This is a genomic window from Thiomonas sp. TH-17 (assembly GCF_057473305.1).
Map to the genome: position 1 here is coordinate 1 of NZ_JBYCKI010000131.1, position 14,607 is coordinate 14,607.

Here is a 14,607-nt window from a genome sequence, read left to right on the forward strand (position 1 = left end):
GCCTGCCCCAGATCGTGTTCGGCCTGATGAAGCTGGGCGCGGCTTTGCTCGCCGATGAGCTGCTCGGCCTTGATCTGGCGCTCCAGATTGTCGATTTCCTGCTGCCGCGCGAGCACGCCGGACTGCTCGGAATCCGGCGCATAAAAGCTCACGCTCTGGCGCGACACCGCGTGGCCTTCGCGCGTGAGCAGCACGGTCTGCGCAGGCAGCGTGGCGCGCAGCGCCAGCGCCTGCTGCAGCGTCGGTGCGATGAAAACGGCGGTCAGCCAGTCGTCGAGCAGGCTGGACAAGGCGGCATCACCGCTGCGCACGCCTTCGCGCAAGGGCCGACAGCCTGCGGGCGGGGTGGAAATCGCCCGCGCTTCGGGGGCCGGGGGCTGCACCGCTGCTGAATAGAACGCCAGCTTGGCCGGCGGCGCATCTGCGGCAAAGCCCGCCGCCATGTCGAGCTGGCGCAGTTCCAGCGCGGAAAGGCGCTCGCGCAACACGGCTTCGAGCGCGGTTTCCAGCCCGTTTTCCACCTGCAGGCGCGACCAGAGTTGCGACAGGCCGTCGAGCCCGTGCTTGGCCAGCCAGGGCCGCAGCTTGCCTTCGGTGAGCACCCGCTCCTGCAGGGCTTTGAGCGCTGCGATGCGCGCACTCGTGGCGGCAAGCTGTGCAGCGGCGGCCTGCTGCGACTGCTGCGCCTGCTGCCGCGCCTGTTGCAGATCGGGCAAGGTGTCGTCGAGTTGTTCGCGCTGCGCGCGGGTGGTGTCGAGCGTGTCGGTCAGGCTGTCTTGCTGCCGCTGCAGGTCGGCCAGACGCAGACTGTCGGGCGCGACTACGGCGCGCTGCTCGGCGCGCAGCCGCTCTGCGCGCTGCTGCAACTGCTGGATTTGCTGCCCGAGGCCGCGCTGCCGTGTCGCCTCGGCCTGCAGCGCCTGCTGGGCCCCGGCAGCCTGCGCGCGCTCGTCCGCGGCACGCAGCTGCGCGTCGCTCAGGGCGGCTTCCAGCGTGGGCAGGCGTTCACTTTGCTCCTGCACGCGGGCCTGCGCGACCTCGGCCTGCACCTCGGCATCGGCCAGGCGTTCGGCGGTGTCGGCGGCCTGCGCCACGGCGGTGTCGTGGCGTTGCTGCCAGTCCTGCGTTTGCGCGTCTATTGACTGCAGTGCGGCCTGAGCGCGTTGACGGCCCTCAACGACGAAACGGATTTCCGCCTCAAGCTGGCTGACGCGCGACTGTGCGGCGTAGAAAGCGGCCTGCGCCCGGTTGAGCGTGTCGCTGCTGGCGAACTGTGCCTGCCGCAAGGTTTCGATTTCGGCCTCGATGCCGCGCTGCTCGGCGATGCGGGCTTCGAGCGCATTCATCGCCTCACCGCCAGCCAGGGTGATTTGCTGGCGTTTGGCCTGCGCTTCTTCTTGACGCATCAGCCAGAGCTGCTGCTGCACCAGCGTCGCACTGGCCTGCAGGCCCTGGTAACGGGTGGCCACTTCAGCCTGCTGTTCGAGCCGCCCCAGATTGCTGCCGAGTTCGCGCAGGATGTCCTGCACGCGGGTGAGGTTCTCGCGGGTGTCCTGCAGACGGTTCTCGGTCTCGCGGCGGCGCTCCTTGTATTTGGACACGCCGGCCGCCTCTTCGAGCATCATGCGCAGGTCTTCGGGGCGCGACTCCAGAATGCGGGTGATGGTGCCTTGGCCGATGATGGCGTAGGAGCGCGGCCCCAGGCCGGTGCCGAGAAAAATATCGTGCACGTCGCGGCGGCGCACCGCCTGGTTGTTGATGAAGTAGCTCGACGTGCCGTCGCGGGTGAGCACGCGTTTGATGGCGATTTCGGTGAACTGTCCCCACTGCCCGGCGATGCGGTGATCGCTGTTGTCGAACACCATTTCCACGCTGCAGCGGCTGGCCTGTTTGCGCTGCCCGCTGCCGTTGAAAATGACGTCCTGCATGGACTCGCCGCGCAACTCGCTGGCCTTGCTTTCGCCCAGCACCCAGCGCACCGCGTCGATCACGTTCGATTTGCCGCAGCCGTTGGGCCCGACGATCCCGCTGATGCGGCCGGGAAAGGGCAGCGTCACAGGTTCGGCAAACGACTTGAATCCGGCCAGACGGAGTGAGGTCAAACGCATCGATATGTTCTAACTCTATGATTTACAAAAGAAATTGTGAATCTCGCAACGGAGGGAAATCATACCATCGCCCTTGCTCCCCTCCCTCGCGTCCCTTGAGGTGGCGTGGGCGGGTGACGCCTATCATCGCGCCGCATGAAACCCGCCCAGATCCAGACCCTGTTCGAGCGCTTCGCCGCGGCCAACCCCGAGCCGCGCACCGAGCTGGAATACCGCACGCCCTTCGAACTGCTGGTGGCTGTGGCGCTCTCGGCCCAGGCTACCGATGTCAGCGTGAACAAGGCCACCCGGCCGCTGTTCGCCGTGGCCAACACCCCGCAGGCGCTGCTCGACCTCGGCGAAGACCGGCTGCGCGAGGCCATTCGCACCATCGGGCTGTACAAAACCAAGGCGAAAAACCTCATCGCCACCTGCCGCATCCTGCTCGACCAATTCGGCGGCGAGGTGCCGCAGAGCCGCGACGCGCTGGAATCGCTGCCGGGGGTGGGGCGCAAAACCGCCAATGTGGTGCTCAACGTGGCCTTCGGGCACGACACCATCGCGGTGGACACGCACATTTTCCGAGTGGCCAATCGCCTTGGACTGGCCAAGGGCAACACCCCGCTGGCCGTGGAGACCAAGCTTGAGAAGGTGATTCCCCCGCCCTTTCGTCTGCATGCGCACCACTGGCTGATTCTGCACGGCCGCTATGTCTGCAAGGCGCGCAAGCCGGAATGCTGGCGCTGCGGCGTGGCCGATCTGTGCGCCTTCAAACCCAAAACCCCCGCACCAACATGACGTTTTCTCGATGGCTTTGGGCGCTCCTCGCCTTCGTCCTGCTGCCCTGTACCGCTTGGGCGGCCCCGGTGCGGGTGACCGACGACACGGGTCAGGTGGTTTCCCTACCCGCACCGGCGCGGCGCATCATCGCGCTGTCGCCGCAGTTACTCGAACTCAGCGCGGCGGCCGGGGCCAGCAAATTCGTCGTCGGCCGGATTCAGGGCGCGGGCAATGTGTTCTGGGCACGCAAGCTGCCGGTCGTGGGCGACGCGTTTGCCCTCAATCTGGAAGCCATCGTCCGTCTCAAGCCCGATCTGATTCTGGCCTGGCAATCGGGCACGCCTCCGCGCGAAGTGGCAAGGCTCAAAGCGCTGGGCATTCCGGTGTACTGGAGCCAGGCCAACACCTTCGAGTCGCTGGCGTCCACAGTCAGCCGCATCGGCGAACTGGCGGGCACAGAGCGGCAAGCCGGGCGCTGGGTGCGCGATTTCAACACGCGTCTGGCCGCCATCCGGCAGCGTTACGCCGGCCAAAAACCCGCTGTACGGGTGTTTTACGAGGTGTGGAACCAGCCACTGATCACCGTGGGCCACAAACAGCTCATCAGCCAGGCCATCACCCTGTGCGGCGGGCAGAATGTGTTTGGCTCGCTGGCGGTTCTGGCGCCCACCATCAGTGCCGAAGCCGTGCTGCAGGCTGACCCACAACTCATCGTGACCGCCAGCCCCCAAGGCGCGCAGTGGCTCAAGTCGTGGAAGCAGTTTCCGCGATTGAACGCGGTACGGCACGATCAGTTGGTCGCCCTCTCCCCCAACACCCTGCCGCGCATGGGCGTGGATGTGCTTGACGGGGTGCAGCAGCTTTGCACCGCCATCGCTACGACCCGCCGAGCGCTGCTCGAATGAGCCCAGTTTCCCGCGAAAACTGTGCAGAAGTTGTCACAGAACAACGACAACTCTTGCCTATGATCCGGTCACAACCACCTCAGACTTGCATTCCCTGAAGTGCCTGTTTGCCCCCGCTTGCGGGATTGTCTGGAAGACAGCAACGCCTGCACCATGTCGGTCGGTCACCACGAAAACGATTTTTCTGCTGCGCAACGTGCTTTATCCGGCCGCGTGAAAACCTTGTCCACACCACTGTCACAACAAGTGCGAAATGCCATGCGCCTGGGCTCCGCCGCCCGCGCGCACGACCCCGCCGCGCCGCTGTCGCGACCGCAACAGCGCGACGTACACGTCTGGGAACTCGATCTGCGCCACCCGCCGGCATGCGCCCTCGATCTGCTCGACGCCGCCGAACAAGAGCGGGCCCGGCGTTTCGTGTTTGCCGTCGACCAGACCCGTTTCATCGCCGCGCATGGCTGGACCCGGCAGATTCTCGGGCGCTACCTGAAACGCGCGCCACAAGACCTACAGTTTGCCCACGGCCCTTACGGCAAACCGGCGCTGACCGGGCATTCTGGTGATGCGACGCTGTGCTTCAACCTGAGCCACAGCTTGGACAAAGCGCTGCTGGCCGTGAGCAACGGCGTGCCGCTGGGGGTGGACATCGAAGCCATCCGACCCGATCTGCCCGACGCCGCATTGGCCTCCGGCGTGCTGACCGCAGACGAATTTTCAGAACTTGTGCAACTGCCACTGAGGCAACAGACCGGGGTGTTTTTCGCCTGCTGGGCCCGCAAGGAGGCCTGCATGAAAGCGCTGGGCCTCGGCCTAGCCCTCGAACCCAAAACACTGCACGTCGGAATGGCCGTGGCGAGGCAGCGGGTCGTCATCAAAGACCTGCTCAGTCCGGCAGACCCTCAAACCGCCACCGCAGATTTCATCGACCTTTCCGCCCTTCAGAGCCCGCCCGGCCATGCCGCCGCGCTGGCCGTGCCGGGCGGTTTTGGCAAAGTGCTGTATCGACAGGCTCTCGCTTCAGGAAGAACTCATTGACTCCCTTGCGTCTATTCAACGGCAGCCGCGAGCTGGTTGGCCTGTATCTCGAACCGGCTGAGGATGCACAGCCGCAGCAGCATGCCGTGCTGCTGTGCAATCCCTTCGGGCAGGAAGGCATTCGCGCCCACCGGCTCTACCGGGTGATGAGCGACCGCCTTGCTGCGGCCGGCTATCACGTGCTTCGATTCGACTATTACGGCAGCGGCGACTCAGCCGGAAGCGATGAGGAGTGGGATCTGCAGGGCAGCATTGCCGATGCGCAGGCGGCGTTGGCGGAGTTGCTTCGCCGCAGTCGTGCGCCTCGCTGGTCGGCCGTCGGCCTGCGTCTGGGCGGCGCCATCGCCCTGGAAGTGGCGCGCCGTGCGCCCACACCGGCGCAGCTGTTGATGCTCATCGAGCCGGTACTCGATGGCCGCGTCTATCTGCGCAGCCTGGCCGATTCCAGTCTCGAATCGCTCCACCGGGGCTATGGCGTGCGCTGGCCACTGAGCGCCCGCCTGCGCGACACCATGCTGCCGACCCCCGAGAGTGAGGCCCTCGGCTTTTACGTCAGCCCGGCAACCCGATCCCAGATCGGCGCCATCACCCCGGCCTGCCTGGCAACTGTTCCGGCCAGCACGCTGCGTCTGCTCTCGCCCGATTCCCAGGCTTTGCTGCAGCTTCTGCAACATGCTGGCGTGACCCTGCCGCCCGCAGTGGAGTTTGTCGATAGCGACGCCCGGATCGACTGGGCCACCGACAGCGCTGCCGCCACGTCCATCGTCCCCATGCACTGGATTCGCGATCTGCTCGACCATCTTGCCGAGGGTGCCCATGCGTGAAACCACACTGACCTTCGGCCCGCAGGCCGATCTGCTGGGCACCGTGACCTTTCCGGCCAACGACGCCGCGTCGCCACCGCCTTTCGGCGTGCTGCTGTTCAACGCCGGGGTCATCCACCGGGTTGGCGCGCACCGCGTGAACGTCAAACTCGCCCGCGCCCTCGCCGACGACGGCGTCGCCACCTTGCGTTGCGACTTGCACGGCATGGGCGACAGCCTGCGCGCCGACGGCAGGCTGTCCTACAAAGACCAGGTGGTGGCCGATCTGCGCGCCGCCATGGACGTGCTGCAAAGCACAACAGGCGCGCAACACTTCGCGCTCGTCGGGTTTTGCAGCGGCGCCATGCCCAGCTACTGGACGGCGCAGATCGACCCGCGCGTGAGCGCCATCGTGATGTACGACGCGCTGAATTTCACCACCCCGCTGAGCGTGTTGCGCTACCTGGGCGTGCGACTGATGCGCCACGGCTACGGGCCCAAGGCCTGGGCGGTGTGGACGCGCGTGGGCCTGCGTGGCGCGGCCGCAGTGGGCGCCAAAGCTGCGCGAATTTTCGCCAGGGGCTCCCGCTCAGCCACGATGCAGGCCATCAGCGCAGAATCGGTTGACGAAGAAAAGGTCGACCGCCGCACCTTGGGCCGGGGTCTGCTCGCGCTGGCCGAGCGCGGCGTCGGGGTGATGGTCTTCAGCGCGGGCACCGATTTCAGCGCGGTGAATTACGCCGACCAGTTGCGCGACACCCTCGGTCTGCGTCAAGCCCGCAACCCCCGTCTGCTTTTTGCCCACCTGCACGACATCGACCATGCCGTAACCACCCGAGTCGCCCAGCAGCAGTGGATCGACACCGTGCATCGCGGCCTGCGGCAACTCGCCCCGCTCAGCTCGCAGGCGGTCTCGCGCCCTTCCTCGTCATGATCCTGCTCGTTCTGTTCTGGGCCGCAGCCCTGTTCATCCTCTACACCTACGTCGGCTATCCGTTATTGATCGGCCTTCTGGCCAAGCGGCGCCCGCCGCTTGCCTGCCCCCTGCTCGACAACGAGTCACTTCCCCGCCTCACCGTGGTCATGGCGGGCTATAACGAGGCGGCGCGCCTGCCCGGCAAGATCGCCAATCTGCGCACGCTCGACTACCCGCAGGACAAGATCGACATTCTGGTGGTCTCCGACGGATCGACCGACGCCACCGCCACCGTGCTGCAGGGCGCCCCCGGCGTACGCACCCTCTCTTATGCCCAGCGACAAGGCAAGGCGTATGCGCTCAACCTGGCGCTTGCCCAGGTGCAGACCGAATTCGTCGTGTTCTGCGACGTGCGCCAGGATCTCGAGGCCGGATCAGTGCGCCGACTGATTTCCGATTTCTGCGACCCCGCCGTCGGAGCCGTGAGCGGCGAACTGGTGCATCGTCCCAGCAGCACCCAGACCGGGCAGAACATCGGCCTGTACTGGCGCTATGAAAAAGCTATCCGCAAATCCGAAAGCCGCTTTCACTCCACCGTAGGCGCAACAGGAGCGCTCTACGCCATTCGCACCCGCGACTTCTCCCCCATTCCGCCGGACACCATCCTCGACGACTTCGAGATTCCCATGCAGATCACCCGCGCGGGCAAACGGACCCTGATGGAACCCCAGGCCCACGTCTACGACACCCTGCAAACCGAGTCCGCCGCGGAACAAAAACGCAAAATTCGAACCCTCACAGGCAATTTCCAGACCTTTTCGAGAAATTTTTGGCTGTTCAGCCCCGTGCAGAACCCGGTATGGTTCCAGTTCCTGTCCCACAAGGTATTCCGGCTCTTCGTGCCCTACGCCCTCATCATCACCCTGTTCACCAGCGCCTTCATCCCGTCGGTGTTCTACCGCCTTGCGCTGCTGGCGCAGCTTGCGTTTTACCTCCTGGCTGCCGCCGGACACTGGGCGCCCGCACTGCGCAAAAACAAATTCGTCAGCTTCGCCCATGTGTTTTTCGATATGAATGCCGCCGCCATGCTGGCCCTGCTGAAATTCGCCCAGGGCCGCGCCGACGCCAAGTGGGAAAAAACATGAAGCGCCTGAGCATTCTGATGTACCACGGGCTTTACGCCACCGAGGCGCAGCGTCTGGCCATCGACCCGATCGACCGGCCCTATGCCCTCTCTACAGAGACGTTTGCCAGACAGCTTGATCTGCTGGCCGCAGCCCACATTCCAGTCATCCACCCGCACGCTCTCGAGCAAACCGGTACGTCCATTCCCGGCGGCGTGCTACTCACCTTCGACGACGGCCACGCCAGCAACGCCGAACTCGCCCTACCCTTGCTCAAGCAACGCGGCCTGAGCGCGCTGTTTTTCGTCACCACTGATTTCATCGGCCAGCGTGCCGGCTTTTGCACCTGGGATCAGGTTCGCCAGCTCGCGCAACAAGGCATGGTGGTGGGCGGGCATGGACAGACCCACCGCTTTCTCAGCGACCTGCCAGACGACGCGCTCAAAAGCGAGCTGCAGCAATCGCATGACCGCCTCGAAAATGAGTTGCAGATGAAAGTTCGGCAAATGTCGTTCCCTGGCGGTCGCTACGACGACCGCTGCCTGCGGTTGGCGCAAGACGTGGGCTACACCGTCCTTCATGGATCGGCCATTGGCGCCCTGAGCACTCGCCCGATTGCATCAACGCGTACCCTGCCCCGCCTGGCAATTCGCGCCGGAACCACTGACGCCACCTTCATGGCCTATGCCCGCGCCGACGCGACCACCTTGCTTCGCGCCCAGATGCTTTCGCTCGCGAAAACAGGGGCAAAACGCCTCATTGGCAACGCGCGCTATCACCAACTCTATGCGCGCGTCAAAGGCGTGCCGCACCACCAGCCATGAGCGTGGCCACTCCACACCCGCGCCAAAAACCTGGGGGGTTGAACAACAGGCGACTCGCTTCAGCCCCATTGGCGGAAAACCCCGTTGAAACTGCAGATTGGGCCGGCAAGGAGCTGTACTCCATACTTAAACTGCTCGCCGTACCCGCTTTATTTGTTCTCAGCATCATCGTTTTCAAACTCCATCCAGGGAAAATTGGCCTCTACGGTTTTGCCCTGGTCTTTGGCCTGCTCCTGCTGGTTCAATTGCGCAAAGGTCCCGAGCCCCTGCTTGCCCTGGTCATCATCTATTACCCTTTAAGCAAACTCTATCCAGTTCTGATTGCGCCCGGCATCAACGGCACCAATTTGCTGGAATTGTTTTTGATTTCATTCTGGGTCATTCATGCCTATAAAAACAAAAGAAAGATGTTCAACCCCTTGCCGTTCACGCGGCTGGTAGGCATCTGGTTTTTTCTGAGTGTTATTTCTGTTTTCACGGCAATTTATCATATTGGACTGCATCCATTCATCTGGAACTATCTTTTATCGGTTCGGGGGTTTTTCGACCAGTTTATTATTTTCTTTTTGGTTGTCAATCTGATCCAGGATAAAAACATGGCCAGGCGACTTATCGTCTACATGATGTTTTCCGCATCTGTCATTTTTCTCTACGGCATACACGAATGGTGGTTTACCCGTGGGGCAAGCAGCATTGAAAAATCGCGGCTGTTAGGCCCCATTGGGCAGCCGAACGAATTCGCAGCGCAAACCATCTATTCTCTGGCGCCCTTGCTAGCCTATGGGGCCTATTATTTCCCGCGCTGGAAATCGTGGCGCTTGGCACCCATTGTCCTGATTGGTTTGAAGGTGTTGCTGGCGGCCTTTTCTCGGGGCGCTTATCTGGCTTTCGCAATGGAGCTTGCCACGCTTTCATTTGTTAAAAGCAAAAAGTTTTTTGTTCTGGTCTTGCTTGTCATCGGCACCATTTATTTTTTCATTCCCTCCCTTGTGCCCAATTCGATGAAGGCGCGGGTGGCGCAAACTTATCAGGATCACGAAGTTGACTCAAAAATCGACAAGAGTGCAGACTCACGATTTTTGCTTTGGGACGCAGCTATTCAGATGGCGAAGGAAGATCCAATTTTCGGCAAAGGGTTCGATCAGTTTCACAGCCTGGTGCCAAGCTATGTTCCAGGATTCTATGAAGGATCGACCGGAGATGCCACGGACAATCAGAATATGTTTTTGTATGCAGCCTCAAATATGGGCGTACCCAGCTTGGTCACGCTCCTGCTGATTATTTCAGCGCTCGCTTTTCGTGGATGGTCTATTTATAAAAAGAGCACCGTAGATATCGACCGAATCATTGGCTTGGGTGCGGTAACGCTGGTAGCAGGGTTAGTTGCCGTAAATATGTTTGGAACTCACATCATAGATACCTCAGTCGACGTGTTTCTATGGATTTATATAGCCATCGTGGCCCATCTGTTTGACCCGAAACAACTTATCAGCGCCAAAAACAGAAATGGATAGCCGCGATAAAACCTCTCCACACATCGTCCACATGATCGACGAGTTGCCGCGCGACGGTGCGGAAATGCTGCTGGTCGATTTGATGCGACTGCGCATACCGGGCTATCGCTACACCATTGTCTGCCTGATCAAGGGCGGCCCGCTTGAGCAGGAGTTTGAAAAATTCGGCATCCCGGTCGTAATCTTTGGTCGCAAAGGCAAGCTGGATTTTGGCTTGGTCTTCCGCGTGGCTTCGTGGCTTAAGCGCGAGCGTGCTGAGGTCGTTCACACGCACTTGTTCACCGCCGATACTTACGGCCGTCTGGCTGCGCGCTTGGCCGGCGTTCCGGCGGTGTTTTCGACGGTGCACAACATCGTCAACCCGTGGAAAGGGTCGGGCCGCAAACTGATCGACCGCTTGTTCGCGCGATTGAGTACCGCTGTAGTCGGTTGCAGTGAAGAGGTCACGCAAACGCTGGCCTCGCGCGACAAAATACCCGCAGGCAAGCTGGTCTCCATTCCGAATGGCATTGACCTGCAGAAATTTTCCAGCTTTTCGGGCGCAGGTGTAAGAAGTGAATTCGGGCTTCCCGAAGATCGCCCCCTCATCGGCATCGTGGGCCGCTTGCACGAGCAGAAGGCACACGGTGATCTGTTCCAGGCGCTGGCCCAACTTCCCCAGATGCGCGACAGGCAGTTGAACTGCCTGGTGATCGGCACGGGCGATCTTCAAGACGCACTAAAGCAGCAGGCCAAGGACCTCGGGCTGGGAGACTGTGTGATCTTCACCGGCATGCGAACCGATGTGCCCCGCCTGGTGGCGGCCATGGATGTGTTCGTGATGTCCTCGCATTGGGAGGGTTTGCCCATTGCCCTGCTGGAAGCAATGGCGAGTTCCAAGGCGGTTCTGTGCACCCGCGTGGGCGGCATTCCGGATGTCGTCATCGACGGGGAAAATGGCCTCTTGGTCGAGCCGCGCGACGTGCCGCAATTCGCCAAACGCCTGGGTGAATTGCTGCAAGACTCCGGCTTACGCACCCGTCTGGGACAGCGAGCGCGGGAAACCGTGATCGCGCGTTTTGACGTCTCGCGAACCGCTGCGGCCTACAACCGTCTGCATCAGCAAGCGCTGGGCCTGCCGCCAGAGCCTCAACCGGCGCGAGTCGCCCCTGCGGAGTAAATCATGCGTCGTCTGCTTGCCACTGCCTTGCTGCCTTACGCCAAGCTGCGCAATACCCTGAGCCCGGGTCTGCGCGTGCTGATGTATCACCGTGTCGCGCATTTGGCCGCCTATGACCAGCTCACGGTATCGCCCGCGCGTTTTGCCCAGCAGATGCAAGAGTTGTCTTCGCACAACGTGGTCAGCCTCGAAGACGGGTTGCGGGCGATTCAGGCCGGGCCCTTGCACAAGCCGCTGATCGCCGTGACCTTCGACGACGGCTATCTCGACAACCTGACCGAGGCCTTGCCCATCCTGCAGCGCTATCGCATTCCGGCGACTATTTTTGTGACCACCCAGTTCTGCGATCAGGCGCTCAGCCACCCCCGCTACGGCAGTCAGCCGACCGAGCGGCTGCACCTCAACTGGGACGAAGTCAGCGCCCTCGCCCGGTCTCCCGGCATCACCATCGGTTCGCACACCCGCACCCACCCCTATCTGCCGACCGTCAGCGATGCGCTGGCGCAGCAGGAAATCACCACCAGCCGAAGCGAAATCGCCGCCCATCTGCAGCTGCCCGTCCAGTATTTCTGCTATCCGTCGGGCGATTTGAGCCCGCGCGAGCTTCAACTGGTGCGACAAGCCGGTTATGCCGCTGCCGTCAGCGTGGCGCCGGGGGTCAATCGGCGCGATGCCGATCTGTTCCAGCTCAAACGCACCGAAATTACCGACCGCGATGATGTGTCGCAATTCCGCCTGAAAATCGCCGGCGCGTTCGATCCGATTCATCGCCTGCTGCATGCGCGTCGCACCCGCCGATTCGCCCAGAAACACCTCAAACCCAGCGCCTCATTCGAGGCCACAACGCTATGAAAATCCTGTATTTGATGACCGAGCCCTTCGGCATCGGCGGCGTGCAATCCGACGTGCTGACCCTGACGGAAGACCTCACCGCCAAGGGCCACATCGTTTATGTGGCCACCACAGACGGCGTGCTGCTCAAAGAGCTGATCGGCAAGGGCGCCATTCATGTCGATATCGACTTTCATTTCAGCGCAGCCTCGCAGTTCGTTCGAGCCCTCAAACAGCTGCGCGAGGTCGTCAAGCGCGAAGGCATCGAACTCGTCGCGCCGCAATCGGTGCGCTCTTCCATGGTGGCCTACGCCGCACTGCGGCTCATGCCCTACGGCTACCGCGTCGCGAGCACGTCCCGTCGCGTGCCCGTCGTGACCACCATCCACAACATTCACAATCCCAAGAATTTCAAGTGGGCAGGTCGCATCCTGCGGCAAAGTGCAGATTTCATCATTTTCGAGTCGAACTACGAGCGCAACCGCCTGCTCGCCAAAGGCCTGCCCCCCGAACAGTCCACCGTCATTCACAGCGGCATCGATCTCGATCGATTTTCCACGGCCACCCGCACCACCGATTTCGCTCGCCAGTACGGGCTGGAACCTGGCAAGCACCTGATCTTCGGCATCGTGGCCCGCCTCTCGGAAGAAAAAGGCCACAACTATCTGGTCGATGCCTTTGCCAGGGTCGTGCAGCGCAAACCCGAAACTCGTCTGCTGATCGTGGGCGACGGGCCGCTGCTCGATCAAACCAAGGCCCAGGTCGCGCGCCTCGGCTTGCAGAACACCGTGATCTTCGCCGGCATGCAGCGCGACATTCCCTCCCACCTCGCCCTGCTCGACGTCTTTGTGCTGTCCTCAACGCGTGAGTCATTCCCGCTGTCCGCGCGTGAAGCCATGGCGGCCGGCCGCTGCGTGATTGCGCCGCGTATCGGCGGCTGCGGCGAAGTGGTCGAAGACGGCGTCACCGGCTTGCTGTTCACCGCAGCAGACGTCGACGATCTGGCCGCAAAAATGCTCACCCTCAGCGAGCGAGACACAGTGGCCGCCATGGGTCGCGCCGGGCGCCAACGCGCCGAACGTCTTTTTTCACGCCATGTCTGGGTGGACGGCGACGAAAAGGTTTACCTTGACTGGGCTGGACTGACCTCCCCCTCCACGGCCTCTGTGGCCCTGTCCTGACGCCGTTGAAGCTCACCCTCGAACTCTTGCTGTCTCCCGTCGGGCTGACCGCTTGCGGCCTGGTCTTTCTGTCCCTGTTTGTCACCTGGCGCTCGCACCGGTTTTTCACCCGGTTTCTGACGTATGCCATTACCGTGCTGTTCCTCTTGGCCAGCATGCCCCTGTTTGCCAATCTTGCTCTAGGCGCACTGGAGCGAAAGGCGACGCAGGAGAAAATTTGCTCCCCGCCCCCACCGGGGACGCTATTCGTCGTGCTCGCTGGCGGCATAGACGGCAACCCCACGCACGCGCAAGACTTCTCGGCCTTGAAAACCGCGAGTTTGAAACGCCTGCTCGCTGCCGTACAACTGGCGCAGCACACCCCCGACAGCACGCTGCTCATCTCCGGCGGATGGGGCAGAACGGTCCGCGAAGCCAACCTGATGGGCGCGCTGGCTGTGCAACTCGGCTTCCCAGCCAGCCGAATGATCCTGGACACAACATCTCGAACGACCTTTCAGACGGCCGTCAATATGCGCGAGCGCATCCTCCAGTTTCCGGTCGGCCGCCGCTACCTGGTCACCTCCGCAGACCACATGCCCCGCGCGATGATGGCTTTTGCCCATGAGCAGGTTTCAATCTGCGCCTGGCCGGTAGACTACGAAGCCATTCCGATTCAGGCGCTGGACATGCTGACCCCGCAGATCAGCGCGCTGGACAAGACCACACGCGTCGTACACGAACTTCTCGGCATGCTTTATTACAGGCTGGTCAAGTTTCAATGACGCGCCTATTCAGGTGCAGCCCATGACCCCGACAGACCACAACGTCGAAGCTGAAGAAATCGACAAATTCAGCGCCCTCGCCCATCGCTGGTGGGATGAACACGGCGAGTTTCGCCCCCTGCACCTACTCAACCCACACCGACTGCGGTGGATTCAAGACCATATCGGCCTGGGTGGAAAAAGCGTTGTGGACATCGGCTGCGGGGGCGGCATTCTCTCGGAATCGATGGCAGCGGCAGGCGCCAAGGTGACCGGCATCGACCTCGCCGATGCCTCGCTGCAAGTCGCGCGCCTGCACGCGCTCGATGCCCAGTTCGACATCGATTACCGCCTCGTCAGTGCCGAGCGCCTTGCAACGGAGGCCGCCGGACAATTCGACGTCGTCACCTGCATGGAAATGCTCGAGCACGTCCCCGATCCGGCCTCCATCATTCAGGCCAGCGCCACTCTGGTTCGCCCCGGCGGATGGGTTTTTATCTCCACCCTCAATCGCAACGCCAAGGCGTATCTGTTCGCCATTCTCGGGGCCGAATACCTGCTGCGGCTCCTCCCCAAAGGCACGCACGACTACGCCAAGTTTCTCCAGCCTTCCGAAATTTCCGCCATGGGCCGACGCTGCGGTCTTGAAACCGCCGACATTGCCGGGCTCGAATTTCAGCCTCTCACCCAGCGCTTCCGCATCAC

14 protein-coding genes are annotated in these 14,607 nt (G+C 62.3%); 13 read left to right on the forward strand and 1 reads right to left on the reverse strand.

Features of this window, described 5'->3' with window-relative positions; translation table 11 throughout:
• Positions 1 to 2,108, reverse strand: a 2,108-nt coding sequence (gene smc / locus AC2VLV_RS07865) for a chromosome segregation protein SMC (protein ID WP_486989449.1), incomplete at its 3' end; no start/stop codon positions are given.
• Positions 2,109 to 2,243: 135 nt separating this feature from the next.
• On the opposite strand from smc, the gene nth reads away from it, so the two are divergent.
• From nth to ubiG, 13 genes are all read left to right on the forward strand, one after another.
• A complete protein-coding gene (nth, locus tag AC2VLV_RS07870; RefSeq protein ID WP_486989450.1) occupies positions 2,244 to 2,885 on the forward strand; it encodes an endonuclease III in 642 nt (213 codons plus the stop codon).
• A complete protein-coding gene (locus AC2VLV_RS07875) occupies positions 2,882 to 3,772 on the forward strand; it encodes a cobalamin-binding protein (RefSeq protein ID WP_486989451.1) in 891 nt (296 codons plus the stop codon). Before nth ends, AC2VLV_RS07875 begins: the two co-directional genes overlap by 4 nt.
• Before the next feature lie 153 nt (positions 3,773 to 3,925).
• Positions 3,926 to 4,807, forward strand: a complete 882-nt coding sequence (locus AC2VLV_RS07880) for a 4'-phosphopantetheinyl transferase family protein (RefSeq protein WP_486989452.1) — start codon at positions 3,926 to 3,928, stop codon at positions 4,805 to 4,807.
• Positions 4,804 to 5,631: a serine aminopeptidase domain-containing protein gene (locus AC2VLV_RS07885; RefSeq protein WP_486989453.1), complete on the forward strand. Its 828-nt coding sequence runs from the start codon at positions 4,804 to 4,806 to the stop codon at positions 5,629 to 5,631. The genes AC2VLV_RS07880 and AC2VLV_RS07885 overlap by 4 nt, the downstream gene beginning before the upstream one ends.
• Positions 5,624 to 6,544, forward strand: a complete 921-nt coding sequence (locus tag AC2VLV_RS07890; protein WP_486989454.1) for an alpha/beta fold hydrolase — start codon at positions 5,624 to 5,626, stop codon at positions 6,542 to 6,544. Before AC2VLV_RS07885 ends, AC2VLV_RS07890 begins: the two co-directional genes overlap by 8 nt.
• Positions 6,541 to 7,671 carry a glycosyltransferase family 2 protein gene (locus AC2VLV_RS07895; protein WP_486989455.1) on the forward strand — a complete coding sequence of 377 codons (1,131 nt, stop codon included), beginning with the start codon at positions 6,541 to 6,543 and terminating at the stop codon, positions 7,669 to 7,671. The genes AC2VLV_RS07890 and AC2VLV_RS07895 overlap by 4 nt, the downstream gene beginning before the upstream one ends.
• Positions 7,668 to 8,474: a polysaccharide deacetylase family protein gene (locus AC2VLV_RS07900; RefSeq protein WP_486989456.1), complete on the forward strand. Its 807-nt coding sequence runs from the start codon at positions 7,668 to 7,670 to the stop codon at positions 8,472 to 8,474. Before AC2VLV_RS07895 ends, AC2VLV_RS07900 begins: the two co-directional genes overlap by 4 nt.
• Positions 8,471 to 9,988, forward strand: a complete 1,518-nt coding sequence (locus tag AC2VLV_RS07905; RefSeq protein WP_486989457.1) for an O-antigen ligase family protein — start codon at positions 8,471 to 8,473, stop codon at positions 9,986 to 9,988. Before AC2VLV_RS07900 ends, AC2VLV_RS07905 begins: the two co-directional genes overlap by 4 nt.
• Positions 9,981 to 11,147, forward strand: coding sequence for a glycosyltransferase (locus AC2VLV_RS07910; protein WP_486989458.1), 1,167 nt, complete (start codon positions 9,981 to 9,983; stop codon positions 11,145 to 11,147). The genes AC2VLV_RS07905 and AC2VLV_RS07910 overlap by 8 nt, the downstream gene beginning before the upstream one ends.
• Positions 11,148 to 11,150: 3 nt before the next feature.
• Entirely contained in the window at positions 11,151 to 11,999 is an 849-nt protein-coding gene (locus tag AC2VLV_RS07915; protein WP_486989459.1) for a polysaccharide deacetylase family protein, read from the forward strand.
• Positions 11,996 to 13,159, forward strand: a complete 1,164-nt coding sequence (locus AC2VLV_RS07920) for a glycosyltransferase family 4 protein (RefSeq protein WP_486989460.1) — start codon at positions 11,996 to 11,998, stop codon at positions 13,157 to 13,159. Before AC2VLV_RS07915 ends, AC2VLV_RS07920 begins: the two co-directional genes overlap by 4 nt.
• 155 nt (positions 13,160 to 13,314) lie before the next feature.
• Entirely contained in the window at positions 13,315 to 13,923 is a 609-nt protein-coding gene (locus tag AC2VLV_RS07925; protein WP_486989461.1) for a YdcF family protein, read from the forward strand.
• Positions 13,924 to 13,945: 22 nt separating this feature from the next.
• Positions 13,946 to 14,607, forward strand: a 662-nt coding sequence (gene ubiG, locus AC2VLV_RS07930) for a bifunctional 2-polyprenyl-6-hydroxyphenol methylase/3-demethylubiquinol 3-O-methyltransferase UbiG (RefSeq protein WP_486989462.1), incomplete at its 3' end; no start/stop codon positions are given.

Excerpts from the sequence above, each read along its gene's own strand:
- nth (WP_486989450.1), top strand. The coding sequence starts at position 2,244 with ATGAAACCCGCCCAGATCCAGACCCTGTTCGAGCGCTTCGCCGCGGCC.
- AC2VLV_RS07875 (WP_486989451.1), top strand. The coding sequence starts at position 2,882 with ATGACGTTTTCTCGATGGCTTTGGGCGCTCCTCGCCTTCGTCCTGCTG.
- AC2VLV_RS07880 (WP_486989452.1), top strand. The coding sequence starts at position 3,926 with ATGTCGGTCGGTCACCACGAAAACGATTTTTCTGCTGCGCAACGTGCT.
- AC2VLV_RS07890 (WP_486989454.1), top strand. The coding sequence starts at position 5,624 with ATGCGTGAAACCACACTGACCTTCGGCCCGCAGGCCGATCTGCTGGGC.
- AC2VLV_RS07895 (WP_486989455.1), top strand. The coding sequence starts at position 6,541 with ATGATCCTGCTCGTTCTGTTCTGGGCCGCAGCCCTGTTCATCCTCTAC.
- AC2VLV_RS07900 (WP_486989456.1), top strand. The coding sequence starts at position 7,668 with ATGAAGCGCCTGAGCATTCTGATGTACCACGGGCTTTACGCCACCGAG.
- AC2VLV_RS07905 (WP_486989457.1), top strand. The coding sequence starts at position 8,471 with ATGAGCGTGGCCACTCCACACCCGCGCCAAAAACCTGGGGGGTTGAAC.
- AC2VLV_RS07910 (WP_486989458.1), top strand. The coding sequence starts at position 9,981 with ATGGATAGCCGCGATAAAACCTCTCCACACATCGTCCACATGATCGAC.
- AC2VLV_RS07915 (WP_486989459.1), top strand. The coding sequence starts at position 11,151 with ATGCGTCGTCTGCTTGCCACTGCCTTGCTGCCTTACGCCAAGCTGCGC.
- AC2VLV_RS07920 (WP_486989460.1), top strand. The coding sequence starts at position 11,996 with ATGAAAATCCTGTATTTGATGACCGAGCCCTTCGGCATCGGCGGCGTG.
- AC2VLV_RS07925 (WP_486989461.1), top strand. The coding sequence starts at position 13,315 with ATGCCCCTGTTTGCCAATCTTGCTCTAGGCGCACTGGAGCGAAAGGCG.